This window comes from Hydrotalea sandarakina, assembly GCF_003254115.1.
GTDB classification, from domain to species: Bacteria; Bacteroidota; Bacteroidia; order Chitinophagales; family Chitinophagaceae; genus Hydrotalea; species Hydrotalea sandarakina.
The window spans coordinates 383,862-401,058 of the sequence record NZ_QKZV01000001.1 but is presented as its reverse complement, the minus strand read 5'-3'; the positions used below and the strand labels follow the sequence as shown (position 1 = coordinate 401,058).

General features: G+C 35.3%; 13 protein-coding genes. 8 read left to right on the top strand and 5 right to left on the bottom strand.

Translation table 11 applies throughout. The features are described 5' to 3' along the window. Window positions 1-247: 247 nt before the first annotated feature. The 3 genes from gyrA (at window position 248) to LX80_RS01760 (ending at window position 5,362) form a co-directional block, all read left to right on the top strand. Window positions 248-2,929: a DNA gyrase subunit A gene (gyrA, locus tag LX80_RS01770; protein WP_111293309.1), complete on the top strand. Its 2,682-nt coding sequence runs from the start codon at window positions 248-250 to the stop codon at window positions 2,927-2,929. A 40-nt stretch (window positions 2,930-2,969) separates the two neighbouring features. Continuing rightward, window positions 2,970-4,349, top strand: a complete 1,380-nt coding sequence (locus tag LX80_RS01765; RefSeq protein WP_111293308.1) for a hypothetical protein — start codon at window positions 2,970-2,972, stop codon at window positions 4,347-4,349. 203 nt (window positions 4,350-4,552) lie between these two features. After that, a complete protein-coding gene (locus LX80_RS01760; protein WP_111293307.1) occupies window positions 4,553-5,362 on the top strand; it encodes a DUF3050 domain-containing protein in 810 nt (269 codons plus the stop codon). Between the two features lie 298 nt (window positions 5,363-5,660). On the opposite strand, the gene LX80_RS01755 is transcribed toward LX80_RS01760, so the two are convergent. The 3 genes from LX80_RS01755 to LX80_RS01745 form a co-directional block, all read right to left on the bottom strand. Further along, window positions 5,661-8,108, bottom strand: a complete 2,448-nt coding sequence (locus LX80_RS01755) for an outer membrane beta-barrel family protein (RefSeq protein ID WP_111293306.1) — start codon at window positions 8,106-8,108, stop codon at window positions 5,661-5,663. Between the two features lie 290 nt (window positions 8,109-8,398). Further along, on the bottom strand, window positions 8,399-9,682 hold the full coding sequence (locus tag LX80_RS01750; protein WP_111293305.1) for a prolipoprotein diacylglyceryl transferase: 1,284 nt from the start codon (window positions 9,680-9,682) through the stop codon (window positions 8,399-8,401). A 147-nt stretch (window positions 9,683-9,829) separates the two neighbouring features. Next, entirely contained in the window at window positions 9,830-10,246 is a 417-nt protein-coding gene (locus tag LX80_RS01745; RefSeq protein WP_111293304.1) for a BrxA/BrxB family bacilliredoxin, read from the bottom strand. Window positions 10,247-10,437: 191 nt separating this feature from the next. Here LX80_RS01745 and LX80_RS01740 point away from each other — a divergent pair, with 191 nt between their 5' ends. After that, a complete protein-coding gene (locus tag LX80_RS01740; RefSeq protein WP_111293303.1) occupies window positions 10,438-10,836 on the top strand; it encodes an Hsp20/alpha crystallin family protein in 399 nt (132 codons plus the stop codon). Window positions 10,837-10,935: 99 nt separating this feature from the next. Here the strand turns inward: LX80_RS01740 and hutU are convergent, their stop codons facing one another. Further along, window positions 10,936-12,618 (bottom strand): urocanate hydratase, encoded by a 1,683-nt coding sequence (gene hutU / locus LX80_RS01735; RefSeq protein WP_111293302.1) that lies wholly within the window; start codon window positions 12,616-12,618, stop codon window positions 10,936-10,938. Window positions 12,619-12,676: 58 nt separating this feature from the next. After that, window positions 12,677-12,988: a hypothetical protein gene (locus tag LX80_RS01730; RefSeq protein ID WP_111293301.1), complete on the bottom strand. Its 312-nt coding sequence runs from the start codon at window positions 12,986-12,988 to the stop codon at window positions 12,677-12,679. A 192-nt stretch (window positions 12,989-13,180) separates the two neighbouring features. Between LX80_RS01730 and LX80_RS01725 the strand changes: the two genes are divergently transcribed. The 4 genes from LX80_RS01725 (at window position 13,181) to LX80_RS01710 (ending at window position 17,136) form a co-directional block, all read left to right on the top strand. Beyond that, window positions 13,181-13,924, top strand: coding sequence for an electron transfer flavoprotein subunit beta/FixA family protein (locus tag LX80_RS01725; RefSeq protein WP_111293300.1), 744 nt, complete (start codon window positions 13,181-13,183; stop codon window positions 13,922-13,924). A gap of 49 nt (window positions 13,925-13,973) precedes the next feature. After that, entirely contained in the window at window positions 13,974-14,936 is a 963-nt protein-coding gene (locus LX80_RS01720) for an electron transfer flavoprotein subunit alpha/FixB family protein (RefSeq protein ID WP_111293299.1), read from the top strand. A gap of 111 nt (window positions 14,937-15,047) precedes the next feature. Further along, complete coding sequence (locus LX80_RS01715) at window positions 15,048-15,560, top strand: DUF7935 family protein (protein WP_111293298.1); 513 nt, start codon at window positions 15,048-15,050, stop codon at window positions 15,558-15,560. Between the two features lie 10 nt (window positions 15,561-15,570). After that, complete coding sequence (locus LX80_RS01710) at window positions 15,571-17,136, top strand: acyl-CoA mutase large subunit family protein (RefSeq protein ID WP_111293297.1); 1,566 nt, start codon at window positions 15,571-15,573, stop codon at window positions 17,134-17,136. Window positions 17,137-17,197: the final 61 nt, after the last annotated feature.

Here is a 17,197-nt window from a genome sequence, read left to right as displayed (position 1 = left end):
AATAGTGAGTCAATCGTTTTTCTTTAATATTATTCAAAGATATACCCAAACTACGAGGTGCATGAAAAGCATTTCAGCTTGGCTTAAAAATTATTGCACATTGCAGCATTTTTTTGTGGATAAATACACGAAAAAAGCCCTTAAAATGGCTCATTTTAGCGGCAAAAAAGTTATCTTCGCCATCCCTTTAAACACCTATTTTCGGTGTTTAGGAATATTTTTTATTGATTAGTACTACACATTATTCATGGAAGAGAATTTATTGCCGGAAAAAACAAACGATAACGACCGTATTATTCAGGTAAATATCGAAGAACAAATGAAAACTGCCTACATTGATTATTCAATGTCGGTAATTGTTGGCAGGGCTTTACCCGATGTTAGGGATGGATTTAAACCTGTACATAGAAGGGTTTTGTACGCCATGCATGAATTAGGAAACAATAGTAATAAACCCTATAAAAAATCAGCCCGTATTGTGGGTGAGGTAATGGGTAAATACCACCCGCATGGCGATGCTTCTATTTATGACACTTTGGTGCGTATGGCCCAGGAATGGACAATGCGCTATGTAATGGTTGATAGTCAGGGAAACTTTGGTAATCAGGATGGCGACCCGCCGGCAGCCATGCGTTATACAGAGGTTCGATTACATCGCTTTGCGGAAGCCATGTTGGAAGATATTGAAAAAGAAACAGTAGATTTTCAATTGAATTTTGATGATTCATTGCAAGAACCTACTGTACTTCCTACACGCATTCCACAGTTGTTAATCAATGGTAGCAGTGGTATAGCCGTTGGTATGGCAACCAATATGATGCCCCATAACTTAAGTGAAGTAATTGATGGATGTGTTGCGTACATTCAAAATCAAGCTATTACCATTGATGAACTAATGCAACACATTAAAGCACCTGATTTTCCAACCGGTGGAATTATATATGGCATGGATGGCGTTAAACAAGCTTTTTTAACCGGAAGGGGAAGAGTAGTGATACGCGGCAAATGCCATATTGAAACCAAACCCAGTGGCAGAGAACAGATCATTATAACGGAAGCACCTTACCAGGTTGGACTTGATGCATTAACAGATAGAATAGGGCAGTTGGTAAATGATAAAACCATTGAAGGCATTGCCCATGTAAATAACGAAAGCAATAGCAGGGAAGGTACTAGAATTGTAATTGATTTAAAACGTGATGCTGTTGCCAACGTTATCATCAATCAATTATATAAATACACAGAGCTGCAAACCAGTTATGGTATTAACAATGTTGCTATTTCAAACGGAAGACCTAAAACACTGAATTTAAAAGAGCTGATTGCTGAATTTATTCAGTTTAGAATGGAGGTAGTAACCCGCAGAGCAAAATTTGAATTACGTAAAGCAGAAGAAAGAGCGCATATTTTAGAAGGTTACCTGAAAGCATTAGACCACTTAGATGAAGTAATAGCATTAATCCGTGCCAGCCAAACACCCGATGAAGCAAAAATTGCTTTAATGCAAAAAAGTGCCGAGGAAAAATGGTATTTATCGCAAGAACTGTTTACGGATGTTTCAGTAGAATTATATCAGCAAGCCGTTGGCTTATCCGAGTTACAAGCTAAAGCAATTCTGGAGTTACGTTTACAACGTTTAACCGGAATGGAACGCAATAAAATTGTGGAAGAATTTGACAGTTTAATTCATGAAATCCGTCATTTAAAAGAATTATTGGCAAGTGAACAATTACGTTACGATTTAATTGCTAAAGAACTAATTGAAATAAAAGAAAAGTTTGGCGACCAACGCCGTTCAGAAATTCAATATTTAGCCGAAGAAATGAATATGCTCGACTTCATTAAAGAAGAAGATGTAGTTATTACCATTTCACACTTAGGCTATATAAAACGAACTACGGCAACGGAGTACCGTCAGCAAAAAAGAGGTGGGCGAGGAGCCATTGGTACAAAAACCAGAGAAGAAGATTATGTTGAACATTTATTTGTGGCTTCAACACACGATACCATGCTCATCTTTACTGAAAAAGGTCGTTGTTTTTGGTTGAAAGTTTATGAAATACCTGAAGGCGATAAACAAAGTAAAGGTCGTGCCATTCAAAACCTTATACAAATTCCGCCTGATGATAAAGTAAAAGCCATTTTAAATGTAAACAATTTAGAAGACAAAGCCTCTATTGCCGATAAATACATTGTTTTGTGTACAAAGAAAGGCATCATTAAGAAAACATATTTAGAGGATTTTAGTCGTCCGAGAGCTTCAGGTGTCAATGCTATTACCATCATTGAAGGTGATGAACTTTTAGAAGCTAAAATGACCAATGGTAACCATGAAATAATGTTAGCAGTTAAATCCGGTAGAGCAATTCGTTTTCCTGAAGAAAAAGTTCGTCCTACCGGACGGGGTGCCATTGGTGTACAAGGTATTGAAGTAGATGAAGCCAATGATGAAGTAGTTGGCATGGTATGTGTAGATAAAGAAGATAGAAATAAAACCATATTAGTAATTAGTGAAAAAGGATTTGGCAAAAGAACACCATTAGTTGATGCCGATGGTGAAGACGTTTATAGAATTACCAACCGTGGTGGAAAAGGGGTAAAGACCATTAATATAACCGAAAAAACCGGTAATTTAGTGGGAATAACTGCCGTAGATGATACCGAAGATTTAATTATTACTTGCAAATCGGGCATAACTTTACGTACCCCAATTGCTAATATTAAAGAATCGGGAAGAGCTACTCAAGGCGTAATTTTGATAAGGTTAGATGCTGATGATGCCATTGCTGCCATATCTACCATTCAAGAACAGGTTTCTGAAACAGAGGAAAATACAACCGATGCGGAGAATGGTGAAACCAACGAAAGTAATATTGACAGCACGAACAACCCATCTGAAGAACCTACAAATCCAAGTCCTGAAAACTAAGTAAATACATAACCATTTTAGATAACTTAAACTTACACTCATGAAAAAACTTTTATTGTTTGCCTTTCTTTGTTTTGGTTTATCGGCCTTGAAAGCGCAGGATTTTAAAAAGGTACAAACTGCTTTACTTTTAAATCAGCTGGAAAACGCTAAAACAGAAATAGATAAATTAATGCAAGAACCTAAAGCACAGGCAAAGGCAGAAGGTTGGTACTGGAAAGCAAAAGTTTATGCAGCATTGTATAAAGATGATAAAACCCGTGAAAAATACCCCAATACTGAAGTTACCGCTGCTGAAGCTTTTAAAAAATACCAGGAAATGGATCCTGATTATAAAATTTTAAAAGAAAATGGTGGACAGGACATTCCTTTTAATTTATATGTAACATCTTTTGGCCAAGGCGTAAAGGAATTTAACTCGAAAAAATGGGATTCTGCTGCGTTTTACTTTGGCTACGCAGTAAAGTATAGTGATGTAATTTTTGAAAATAAATGGAGCACCTCTAAAATGACCTTTGATACAACTTCCATTTTATACGCAGCATATGCCAATCAAAATGACAAAAAATTAGACAAAGCTTACCAGTACTACAGCCGCTTAGCCGATAGTGGTGTTAATGGCAAAGAATATGAAGATATTTATAAATTTTTATTAGTAAGTGCCAGCGACAACAAGGATAAAACAGCTTTTGATAAATGGTTGTCTTTGGCAAAAAAATATTATCCCAATGGCGAATGGGATGATTATGAAGCAGATTATTTAAATAAAAATTATACGCTGAAAGAAAAAGCTGAACTGTTTGATAAAGAAGATGCAGCAGGCACTTTAACAGCCGCTAAATATCTTCAATTTGGAGAAATGTTTGCTAATATTCCAAAAGAGGATAGAGATAAAATGGATAGTACTGAAGAAGTGTACTATAAAAATAAAGCAAGAACCGCATTTGAGCGAGCTTATACTAAAGATACTACGAATGGTATAGCTGCATACAATGCCGGTGTTTTATACAACTTGGAATTTAATAACATTGATGATAAAATGCGCGATAATATTCGTTCATTACAAAAATTAAATGCCGCGAAAGCTGATATTAAAGACCCCAAAAAGAAAGCAGCCTACGATGCTCAGATTAAACCACAAGTTGATGCTTTGAAAAAAGCTAATGCTGATTTAGAAAAACCAGCAGCTGCTTTAGCCGATAGTACCATTTTATGGTTGGAAAATGCTTACAGAGCACTTAATGCTGTAAAGGACAAGTCGCAAGCTGAAAAAAATGTATATAACAAATGTTTAGATATTTTGTATAATATGTATAGTTACAAACGCGATAAAGTAAAAACTACTAATCCAACTTTGTACGATGCCTATGATGCAAAAGTGAAATTCTATGACCAGTTAATTTCTGCTAGCGGACATTAATATTTGTAGCAAATAACATTTACATTTTACGATAATAAATCCCACAAAGGCATGTCTTTGTGGGATTTTCATTTTTACAAATTTATTTGCATACTAATACAATAGACTGTTTAATCAACTAAAATGGTTGAGCCTACAATAAAAACAAACCAAGGAAATCTTCTTTAATCGATTTAATTTCGAAGCCAATTAACAAATTAAAGATGACGGAACAAATAGAAAAAATTAAACACACCATTGAACCATTGAGGCAGGAAATTATGCATCATAAAGTTTATGCAGCCATTAAAAATATAGATGACCTCAAAGTATTTATGCAATACCATGTATATGCTGTTTGGGATTTTATGTCTTTATTAAAAGCACTACAAAACAAATTAACTTGCACATCGGTTCCATGGTTCCCAAAAGGTTTGGCCGATACGCGATACCTAATTAATGAAATAGTGGTGGGTGAAGAATCAGACATTGATAGTTTCGGTAACCGAAAAAGCCATTTCGAATTATATATTGATGCTATGAAACAATGCGGGGCAGATACTTCACAAATTGAAGGTTTTATTAACCTTTTGCAGAAGGATGGCAACCTCAAAGCAGCACTTACTGCATCCAATACCCCCAAAGAAGCTTATGAGTTTGTCGATTATACTTTCAAAATTATTGGAACTGAAAAAGCATTTTTACAATCTGCCGTTTTCACATTTGGGCGAGAAGATTTGATTCCCGGAATGTTTTTATCCATGGTAAACGATATCCATAAAAACTTTCCTGAAAGCATTTCCATTTTTAAATATTATTTAGATCGACATATTGAAGTGGATGGCGACCATCACAGTCAGCTGGCATTACAAATGACCGCACATCTTTGTGGTAACGACCAACAAATTTGGAAAGAAGCTGAAGAGGCAACGGTTGAAGCCCTAAAAAAACGCTTGGCACTTTGGGATGGTGCATATCATCAAATATTAAAATCTTCCAGCCACAAAACCAATGAGTGTATTAGACGGGTATAACCTTTGATTTTTTGAATTGATTGGATGGGAATATTAACACAGTCATAGAGTGTATGTTGCAATTTATTTCGATTTTCTTTATTTAACATAATATAAATTATAAGAAAAAAGAAATACTTTAAGTCTAACGATTTGGATCATTAATAAGCTCATTTTCAACTTACAACCACCTTAAAATAATCAATCAATTTCTAATGATCATTCAAACAAAAATGCCACTCATTAATAAATGAATGGCATTGCATTGTAATTAATTAATCCCTTGATTGAATTATTGGATGTTGGTTTTCCAAACTTTCTAATTGTTCGATTTTACACGATTGGCTTCATCAATAGCCCCGGCAGATTTTCTTGGTGCAGCGCCGGCTTTTCCCTTAGCAAAGCGATATGTAAAACTTAAATTAAAAACTCTGGTATCCCAAGTGTTATATAATTGAACATCAATGTTTTGAAATCGGCTATATCCACTAAAATGTTGTAATTTTAAAAAGTCGCGGCAATTTAACCGAATTGTACCTTTATCTTTAAAAATCTGCTTACTAATAGCAAGATTTAATTGACTCATTTCATTCGCAGTTATGGTACCTTCCTGCGTTACGGTACGATAAAACCCATTTAATTCCACATTTAAACCTTTCTTTACCTCAAATGTGCTAGAAAAGTTGGTTGAATAATTAAAGCCGGATACGCTGATGGGGCCTTCATTTACGTAACCATTAAACTTATTGATATTAAATTGGTTATACCAGTTTATCTTCCAAAATTTTGCAGGTGAAAATGAGGCATTTATACTTAAAGTATAATTTTGAACCCGAGCTATGTTATCATTCTTAACATAAGTGGTATGAATACTATCAACTTGATTGAATACTTGTGTAATAAAGTTGTCTATCACACCATAGCTTAAACTTGTCGTTAAAAATCCTTTGTATATGTGGTTCACTTCAATATTTTGGCTGATTTGTGGTAATAAATATGGGTTTCCAACCATATAAGTGTACTTATCTAAAAAATAATAGAAAGGGTTTAAATCTTCATAATCAGGACGTTGTATGCGTTTTCCATAATTTAATGAGAACTGATTATTATCATTTGGCTTATATCCTAAATAGAAAGTTGGGAATAACTGTGTGTAATTTCTATCGAATGAAACGCCATTAAACAATTGCGTACCTTTTGAATGTGTGTTTTCAACGCGGCTACCAAGTTGCAAACTCCATTTTTTTGAAAGCTGCTTACTGAAGGATACATAGGCAGCATTAATATTTTCTTCATAAATGAAATGGTTACTTTGCGTGCTATCCATTACCCATTGATTGCCCAACTGATTAAAATAACTAGAAACATTATCGGTTTTTACATAACTAACTTTAAAACCTGCTTCCATTTTAATATTATGCTTTAGTTTTTGTGTGTAATCGGATTTGGCTGAATATATATTGATGTCTGACGGTAAATTTCCTTTTAACCACTGGTCAGGCATCATTTTGTTCCCAGCATTATCATAGAAAGAGTTAACAAACATTTGATCATTTAAAGTATTGTAATGAACGTAATCTAAGTCCATAGACAATTCCTTCCCTGTGCTGTCAAAAACATGTCTTCCATTCAAATTGAAAGCTATATTATTCAAGTTATTTTTAATATTAGAAGAAGCCAAGGTTGTGCTTTGTAAAAGGTTATTTGGATTCAATATATCAGTAACGTTATAATTATTTTCTGTTGATGGATTAGAAAAACCATTAACTACTACCCCTAAAGTTGTTTTTTTAGAAGCATAATAATCGGCCCCAACTTTATAGGAAACATTATTTTGTTGCCGTTTCATAAATGCTCTTTGCTTGAATATGGATAAAATATCCTCACCATTACTGGTTCTAAAATTGCGGGTTATGCCCAAATCCTGAAAGCCACCGTAGTAGTTATAACTGAAATTCCCAAACAAATTAACCTTGTCTTTGCGATAATTTAAATTGATGCTGTTATTGCTTTTAGGGTAAACACCTTGCCCATAACCAACTGTAACACTGCCATTATAACCTACCGTTTTCGTTTTTTTGGTTTTAATATTAATGATACCTGAATTACCGGCAGCATCATATTTAGCAGGTGGGTTGGTCATTAATTCAATTTGATCAATAGTACTGCTTGACATGCTTTTCAGCATATTAGCAAGGTCAGTTGAACTTAAATAAGAAGGTTTCCCATCAATTAATACCAATACACCGGGTTTTCCTTTTAAGCTAATGTTACCATCTTTATCTACTAAAACGCCGGGTGATTTTTCTAAAACATCCATTGCAGTTAATCCTGTATTAGATGGCGAAGCATCTACATTAATGATTGTTTTATCTAATTTTTGTTCAATTAATGGCTTTTTCGAGGTAACGGTTACTGCTGCTAAATCTTGCGTTAATGGTTTTAAATGAAAGTCTAGTTTTTGTGACGCAGATAATCTAAATGAATTTGAAAAATAAGTTTCGTAACCAATTGCTATTGTTTTGATTATATAAGATCCGGCAGATACGTTTTCCATAATGTACTGCCCGGTTTTATTGGTAATAACCATTTTAACAACGGCAGAATCCTTTTCATTTAACAGTATAACATTAGCCGATTCCAGTCCTTTTTTCTGGCCAGTTATTTCACCCGAAATGGTGTATGTTTTACCTGTTTGAGCTTTGCTACTAAAGGCAATGACAATTAAAACTGTCATAAGCATGAGTGATACAATATTCTTTTTCATGTTTTATTTTTTAAGTTCTGGTTTTTAAATATTACATCACAAAACTAAGTAGTATGTAAAACATAGTACATTGTTTTATATCGAATGGCAAATTTTGCAGGATGAATGGCGATAATGGAAGAAGAATGTTATGAGAAGTATAGAATTGGAACGGTTAAAGTACCTAAAAGTTACAGTGATCGATTCATGTTACTTGGTGGAAATAAAGCAAAACACCAGCAAATAGGCGAAAAAAAGCCAATCCTTTTGAGATTGGCTTAGTAAAGTAGTTGTACAAATCTTGACTTTATTTATAAAGCCGGATATTGTTTTAGTTTGATTTTTTTGGAATAAATGAAGAGTATAATACCACCTATAACCAGTGCACTGGAAATTAATTCTGCCTGTGTAGGTTGCAACCCCCAAAAATGGTAACGGGTATTCACGCGAATTTTTTCAATTAAAAACCTTTCCAAGCCATTTAATATCAAATAAATAGCAAATAACTTACCCGGTGTGGTAATTTTTTTTCTCAAAGCCCACAATACAAAGAATAAAATTAGACACATAATAATTTCATACAGAGGTGTAGGAAATACACTTATGGGTAAGAAGGAGCAATAATTACCGGTGCAATTAGCAAAATGGATACCCTCATTCACCACATTATGAGGATAATTGTAAGCAAATAACCATTTGGGTAAACCCCAGAATGCTTGAACAGAAAGATGTTGAATTTTAAAAGTGGAAAATTGTTGACTGTAATAAAGTTGGTTTGCTTGTAATGCTCTATTAAATTGCTCCATAGTAGCCGGCACCAATTTTCCTTCGGCATTACTAATATAGGCACTATTTAAAATTCCCCAATCACCATCACCAGCTACCTGGCATCCAATTCGGCCTAAGGCATAAGCCAACATTAGTGCAGGTGCAGCAGCATCACAAAGAGCAATAAAAGGAATTTTATGTTTTTTTGTGTAATAATATAAGGCAATTGTTGCGCAGATTAAACCACCGTAAAATGTTAATCCACTAAAAGAAATCAATGAACCAATGGGATCTTGTACAAAATCATCCCAGGTTTCTAAACTATTAAATATTTTGGCGCCGGCAAATCCAAAAATGGCAGCATAAATAACAATATCGCCCACTCTATCTTGTGGCCATACGCGTATGATTCGCTTTTCGGGTTTTGCTAACTTTTCTTTTTCTTTTTCACGCCATTTTAAAAAAGCAAATACAATTCCTAAAATAATACCTAAAGGCCAATTTCCCTGAGCGGATAAAATAAAGGCTTGGGGATCGGACAATGCAGCTGGTATTAAAAATGCACCTATAATTTTAAATCCTAATACAAATCCTAATATAAAATTTAAAATCAATTCATTCACACTGGCGGGGCCACCCACTACAATGGTTTTTTCGGTATAAGTTAAAATACCTGCTGCTTGCTTACGCTTTAATTCCAGCGTTAATACCCATGCAGAAACAACAAAAGAAATGGCTACAAAAAAACCAAATGAGTTAATTAATTTCAATCCGTTCCACTCTACCCCAAATAAATCTTTAAAAACATAATATAGATTAGGATACATAACCGTTTGTTAATGTGAAATTTTGAATGTGCAATGATAATTAGAAAATGGCAAACGTGTAAATTAATCTATTTCAACCAAAAGAAAAAAGTCTCGTAGAAACGAGACTTCGTACATTACTAACACATCTATAACAAAGTACAACGATTAGTTGCAAAATTGTTCAAACTCATGGATAAGATATTGGGCAATAATTTGTGCCGGGCGACCTTCAATTTGATGGCGCTCAACCATACTTACCAACTTCCCGTCTTTAAACAAGGCAATGGATGGGGATGATGGTGGATAAGGTAATAAATGTTCCCTTACTCTATTTACTGCTTCTATATCAAAACCAGCAAAACTTGTTACCAAACGAGTTGGTTTTTTAGTGGCATTGTGAACGGCCATTAATACACCCGGACGGCAGCTTCCGGCTGCACAACCACAAACCGAATTAATAACTACCAATGTAGTTCCTTCTTTTTTTAATGTTTCATCAACCTCTTGAGCGGTCAGCATTTCCTCAAAACCATTTTCGGTTAATTCCGCCTTCATGGGTTTTACTATTTCTTCAGGATACATATTTTTTTATTGTTTAGGATGCAAATTTACAAACTTTAGTAGTTAACTACTTCAGCCAATTTGCGGTTTTTCTAAAACCGAAAATGCCATAAAGTCGCATTTAGAGATTAAATACAGCCACTTTGTCGTAATTAAGTTTCATTTTCTTTGCAGGAATACATTTTGAATGAAAATAAAAAAATTTAAAAATTATGTATTACCGTTCACAACACAGACCTTTTCATAATGCATTATTTCAACATGCCTATGAAAAAAATAACAACATTGCTATTCCTGTCAATATTTATGAAACAGAAAAGGCTTTCGAAATTGAATTAATGGTTCCCGGAAGAAATAAAACCAACTTTACCATTCAATCTGAAAATGGCTTATTAACCGTGGAATATAACCAACCAACAGCGCAAAAGGAAACAAACAATAAAATTCTACAAAAACAATTTGCCGCTCAATCATTCAAAAAAGTTTTTTCATTACCGGAAAATATTCAAACCGATAATATTGAAGCCGCTTATACTGATGGGGTTTTAAAAATTTCATTGCCATTAAAAGCAGTTAAAACACCAGTAGCAAAAAATATAGCAGTAGCTTAGTGATGATGCACATATTTTATTAAAGAGGCTGTCTCAAAAAAGGCAGCCTCTTATTTTTTATAATGATTCAAGTAAAACTTGGATTAAACGCCAATTGCATTATTTCAATCTATCGGAAAGGCTTAATCCGTTTTTACGTAAAGTATCTAAAGCAATATCATACCCGGCATCGGCATGCCTAATTACACCCATACCAGGGTCATTTCGCAGCACTCTGGCCAATCGTTTTGCAGCTGCTTCAGTGCCATCCGCAACAATTACCATACCTGCGTGAATGCTATATCCCATTCCAACTCCACCACCATGGTGTAAACTTACCCAACTGGCTCCACCTGCAGTGTTTACCAATGCATTTAAAATAGGCCAATCGGCTACAGCATCACTCCCATCTAACATAGCTTCGGTTTCACGATTAGGGGATGCAACAGAACCGGTATCTAAATGATCGCGGCCAATAACAATTGGTGCTTGTACAATTCCTTTTCTTACTAATTCATTAAAAGCAAGACCTGCTTTTTCTCTTTCCCCCTGCCCTAACCAACAAATTCTGGCAGGAAGTCCTTGAAAAGCAATGCGCTGTTGAGCCATGCTAATCCATTTGTGCAAACTTTTATTTTCAGGAAATAATTCCAAAATACATTTATCGGTAGCAGCAATATCAGCTGGATCGCCACTTAAAGCAGCCCAACGAAAAGGCCCCTTCCCTTCACAAAATAAGGGCCTGATATAAGCCGGTACGAAACCCGGAAAATTAAAAGCATTTTGCAAACCGGCTTCTTTAGCTCTGGCTCTTAAATTATTCCCGTAATCAAATGTAATGGCACCCTTTTCTTGTAAAGCCAACATATAAGCTACATGTTGCTTCATACTTTCATAACTTAATGCTTTATAGTTTTCGGGATTTTCCTGCCTGAGCACATTGGCTTGTTCGTTGGTTAATGTATGTGGAATGTAGCCAATTAAAGGATCGTGTGCAGAAGTTTGATCCGTTAAAACATCCACTTGAATATTTCTTTCCAACAAACGCTGCAATAAATGAACAGCATTACACAATACCCCAATGCTTAATGATTTTTTTTGTTGTTTAGCGGTCAGTGCTCTATCAATTGCTTCATCAATTACTGTACATTTTTCATCTAAATACCTGGTATGAAGGCGTTTATCAATTCGCCATTCTTCCACTTCTGCAACAAGGCATACCCCTTCGTTCATGGTAACTGCTAATGGTTGAGCACCACCCATTCCACCTAAACCGGCTGTTACCGTTAATGTTCCGGCTAAAGTTCCATTAAAATGTTTTTTGGCTACAGCAGCAAAGGTTTCAAAAGTACCTTGCACAATTCCTTGGGAACCAATGTAAATCCAACTGCCTGCAGTCATTTGGCCATACATCATTAACCCTTTTTTCTCCAAGGCATCAAAATGTTCCCATGTAGCCCATTTAGGCACCAATTGTGAATTGGAAATTAATACACGTGGCGCATCTTCATGGGTTGTTAATATAGCAACCGGTTTGCCGCTTTGCACCAACAATGTTTCATTATTGTTTAAATCTTTAAGTGCTTTAATGATTAAATCTAATGACTCAATATTGCGCGCTGCTTTTCCTCTTCCACCATATACAATTAATTCTTCAGGCTTTTCAGCAACTTCGGGATTTAAATTATTCAACAACATCCGTAAAGCAGCCTCTTGCACCCAACCTTTACAATTCAATTTATTGCCGGTTGGCGTAACATATTTTTCTGCACGAAAAACATTTTCTTGAATAGTGTTTAACATAGCAATCGTTTAAAACATAAAGGTAGAAAAATGCTATGTAATCTTCGTTTAAAATAACTTAATAAATTAAGTCTTCATAAGCAGCTTGTAATTCATTATAACTGCGCATATCGTTTGCTTTTTTAGCTGCTGCCATCCCTTTTTCATACCATTCGGTAGCTAAATCAATTTGATTTTGTCGTTCTAACAATTTGGCTAAATGGTAATAGCTGCCAATATATTCGGGTGAGTCGTTTAATATTTCTTCGAATAAAATACGGGCTTTTAAATCATCGCCTAATTTTATGTATTCCAATGCCAAAGAATGGCGAACGAAATTATCTTTTGGGTTTTCTTTTAGAAACTGAAGCAATTGTTCTATCCTATTCATACCTATCAATTTACTTTCTATAAATGCAAAATTGGTGTAAACAAATTTGAAAATTAATAGAAGTTTTTTGCAACTGCATAAACTTTGAAAGAAAAGCTTACTATATTTGCCAATAGTTGCATAAACAACTAATTTTATGTTCCGGTTCTTTAACAGATTTGGATTAAAATTGTTTCATTTAAAAACGCACATATGAAAATTCTGGTTTGTATTAGCAAAACGCCTGATACTACTGCAAAAATTGCTTTTAAGAATAACAATACGCAGTTTGAAGATGCAGGTGTACAATGGATTATTAATCCTTACGATGAATGGTATGCTTTAGTTAGAGCGATTGAATTAAAAGAAAAAGATCCATCCGCTGTTTTACATTTAATTACCGTAGGTGGAGCTGATTGTGATGCCATTATTCGCAAAGCTTTAGCTTTAGGCGGTGATGAAGCCATGCGCATTGACTTGGAAACCGATGATGCTTATACCATTGCTACACAAATAGCTACAGTAGCAAAAGAAGGAAATTATGATTTAATATTTACAGGAAAAGAAACCATTGATTATAACGGTTCAGCTATTGGCGGAATGATTGCGGCAGAATTGAACATACCTTATATATCATTAGCCACACAATTCGAATTAAATGGTTCTGAAGCTAAAGTTACCCGTGAAATTGAAGGTGGAGAGGAAGTTGATGTTGTTAATTTACCTGCAGTAATCAGTTGCCAAAAAGGAATGGCCGAGCAACGTATTCCAAATATGCGTGGCATTATGGCTGCACGTACTAAACCATTAAAAGTTTTGAATGCAGTGGCGACAGAAGCACTTACACATATTGTTGCTTTTGAGTTGCCACCAGCCAAAGCCGGTGTTAAATTGGTGCCTGCCGACAATGTAGAAGAATTAGTGAGATTATTACATGAAGAAGCGAAAGTAATTTAACCATTGTCGGAAAGAAAAATTCAATTTCGAAAAATAAAAAAAATATTTTATGTCTGTTTTAATATTCATCGATCAATCTGAAGGCCATATAAAAAAAGCTTCATTTGAAGCTGCTGCTTACGGTAGTGCCTTGGCTAAGCAGTTAAACACAACCGCAAATGCTTTGGTATTAGGAACCGTGAGTGATAACTTAGCTCAGTTGGGTAATTACGGTGTTAGTAAAGTTTACCAAATACAAAATGACAATTTAAATCATGTAGATGCATTGGTATATGCAAAAGTTATTTCCGGTGCCGTTCAACAACTGAATGCATCGGTATTGGTATTTAGCCATAATCAAACAGGAAAAGCAGTAGCGCCAAGTGTTGCCATTCAACTTAAAGCAGGATTAGTTACCGGTGCTTGCGCTTTACCTACCACCGACAATGATTTTGTGGTAAAGAAAACTGTGTTTAGCGGTAAAGCGTTTGCTTATGTAAAAATTACATCGGCTATTAAAGTAATTACGATTAATCCGAATAGCTTTGGCATGCAAACTGCTGAAGGTTCAGCTACCATAGAACAATTAACGGTTGATGTGCCGGCACCTTCAGTAAAAGTGGTAGCAACAAACAAAGTAAGTGGAGAAGTTCCATTAACCGAGGCAGATATTGTTGTAAGTGGTGGCCGTGGATTAAAAGGCCCGGAAAATTGGGGTATTGTAGAAGATTTAGCTCACACATTGCATGCTGCAACTGCATGTAGCCGTCCGGTAGCAGATGCGCATTGGCGTCCACACCACGAGCATGTAGGTCAAACCGGTGTACAAATTGCACCCAATTTATATATAGCTATTGGTATTTCCGGCGCCATACAACATTTAGCAGGGGTAAACAGAAGTAAAACAATTGTGGTAATTAATAAAGATCCGGAAGCGCCTTTTTTCAAAGCAGCCGATTATGGCATTGTTGGCGATGCTTTTGAAGTAGTTCCAAAGCTTACGGCAGCCATTAAAGCTATGCAGAATAAATAAACTTTCTTTAATCAAAGCCCTCGTTTAAAACGGGGGCTTTTTATTTTAACTTGTTTACAATGGTAAGCAATACCTTTACTTTCAAGTATTTTTGAAAAAAAATATTGATATATGAACAATACACTGGTTATTAGCATTGTTGGCGCAATTATTATTTTGTTTTTGGTAATTAACTTTTGGCCATCTAAAAAACAAAGCGAGGAAAAACCCATGAATAACATGAATAATGATGCCAATAGCCGGTTAATGCAATTACAAGCTTATGAAAGGTTGGTTTTATTAGCCAATAGAATTGCATTACCGAATTTAATCAGTCGTTTGAACACATCCGATATTTCAGCTAAAGAAATGCAAATACTGTTAATACAAACCATTAAGCAGGAGTTTGAACACAACATTACACAACAAATTTATGTGAGCACCGATGCTTGGAAAGCCATTAAAAACTTGAAAGATCAAAGTATTTATACCATCAATCAGCTAGCACAAAACCTTCCTGCTTCTGCTAATGGTTCTGATTTAAATAAATTATTATTAGAATATAGTTTAACAGACAAAAAAGGCAATTTGCATGAGGTGGCTTGTGAAGTAATTAGCAACGAAGCCAAAAATGTGTTGAATTAAACTTTATTGTATGAATACAATAAAAACAGATGCAGGTATTGAAATTAAGCCTGTTTACACTATAGAAGATATTGAATCCATTCAACAAAACTTAGCCAATGAACTGCCGGGGAAATTTCCTTTTACACGCGGCATTCAGTCGGATATGTATAGAGGTAAATTATGGACAATGCGGCAATATGCCGGGTTTTCAACTGCGAAGGAAAGCAATCAACGTTACCATTATTTATTAGAACAAGGCGTAAATGGCTTAAGTGTTGCCTTTGATTTGCCAACACAAATTGGTTATAATTGCGACCATCCTTTAGCTGAAGGTGAAGTGGGCAAAGTGGGCGTATCTATTAATAGCATAGAAGACATGGAAGAACTATTTGAAGGTATTAATCTTCAATCAATTTCCACTTCAATGACCATTAACGCAACGGCATTCATTGTTTTAGCATTTTATGTTGCCATAGCCAAAAAACAAGGGGCAGATTTAAAACAAATATCCGGCACAATTCAAAACGATATTTTAAAAGAATATGCTGCACGTGGCACCTACATCTACCCACCTAAACCTTCTATGCGCATTATTACCGATATTTTTGAATGGTGCGCAAATGAAGTACCTAAATGGAATACAATTTCAATTTCGGGATACCACATGCGTGAAGCCGGTTGTACGGCTGTTCAGGAAATAGCATTTACACTTAGTAACGCAAAAGCATATGTGCAAGCCGCATTACAAAGAGGGCTTGACATTAATGTTTTTGGAAAACGTTTATCGTTTTTTTTCAATGCACACAATAATTTATTTGAGGAAATAGCCAAATTCAGGGCGGCAAGACGAATGTGGGCTAGAATAATGCAGCAAATGGGTGCTACCGATGAAAAGGCAATGATGCTGCGTTTTCATACTCAAACAGGCGGAAGTACATTAACGGCACAACAACCATTGAATAACATAAGCAGGGTAACCATACAAGCTATTGCTGCGGTTCTTGGTGGCACGCAAAGTTTGCATACCAATGGTTATGATGAAGCATTGAGTTTACCTTCGGAAGAAGCAGCAAGTATTGCACTGAGAACACAACAAATTATTGCTTATGAAAGTGGAATTGCCGCTACTGCCGACCCTTTGGCGGGTAGCTATTTTATAGAAAGTCTTACCAATGAAGTTGAACAAAATGCCTGGAAACTAATACAACAAATTGATACTATGGGTGGAAGTGTTGCAGCTATTGAATCGGGGTTCATTCAACAAGAAATTGCACAAAGTGCCTACCGTTATGAACAACAAATTGAAGATGGAACTAAAATTATTGTTGGCGAAAATCGTTTTATTTCTCAAAACCACCATCCTATTCCGCCATTCAAAATCAATGATAATATTAGAAATGTACAAATTCAAAAATTACAACAATTCAAAAATAAGCGTGACAATCAACAAGTAGCATTTTGCTTACAAAAAATAGCTACTGCTGCAAAAGAAAATACCAATTTGATGCCTGTGGTTATTGAGGCTGTGGAAAATTATTGTACCATAGGTGAAATTGCTGATGTGCTGCGGAACGTATTTGGTGAATATCAATAATTGATATATGCTAAAAAAATGGCCAAACCAAAAAATTGTGGTCACACATTATATACAATTC

Coding starts and splice junctions, on each gene's coding strand:
- LX80_RS01715 (WP_111293298.1), top strand. CDS start 15,048: ATGAACAATACACTGGTTATTAGCATTGTTGGCGCAATTATTATTTTG.
- LX80_RS01730 (WP_111293301.1), bottom strand. CDS start 12,988: ATGAATAGGATAGAACAATTGCTTCAGTTTCTAAAAGAAAACCCAAAA.
- LX80_RS01710 (WP_111293297.1), top strand. CDS start 15,571: ATGAATACAATAAAAACAGATGCAGGTATTGAAATTAAGCCTGTTTAC.
- gyrA (WP_111293309.1), top strand. CDS start 248: ATGGAAGAGAATTTATTGCCGGAAAAAACAAACGATAACGACCGTATT.
- LX80_RS01760 (WP_111293307.1), top strand. CDS start 4,553: ATGACGGAACAAATAGAAAAAATTAAACACACCATTGAACCATTGAGG.
- LX80_RS01750 (WP_111293305.1), bottom strand. CDS start 9,682: ATGTATCCTAATCTATATTATGTTTTTAAAGATTTATTTGGGGTAGAG.
- LX80_RS01740 (WP_111293303.1), top strand. CDS start 10,438: ATGTATTACCGTTCACAACACAGACCTTTTCATAATGCATTATTTCAA.
- LX80_RS01755 (WP_111293306.1), bottom strand. CDS start 8,108: ATGAAAAAGAATATTGTATCACTCATGCTTATGACAGTTTTAATTGTC.
- hutU (WP_111293302.1), bottom strand. CDS start 12,618: ATGTTAAACACTATTCAAGAAAATGTTTTTCGTGCAGAAAAATATGTT.
- LX80_RS01745 (WP_111293304.1), bottom strand. CDS start 10,246: ATGTATCCTGAAGAAATAGTAAAACCCATGAAGGCGGAATTAACCGAA.
- LX80_RS01765 (WP_111293308.1), top strand. CDS start 2,970: ATGAAAAAACTTTTATTGTTTGCCTTTCTTTGTTTTGGTTTATCGGCC.
- LX80_RS01725 (WP_111293300.1), top strand. CDS start 13,181: ATGAAAATTCTGGTTTGTATTAGCAAAACGCCTGATACTACTGCAAAA.
- LX80_RS01720 (WP_111293299.1), top strand. CDS start 13,974: ATGTCTGTTTTAATATTCATCGATCAATCTGAAGGCCATATAAAAAAA.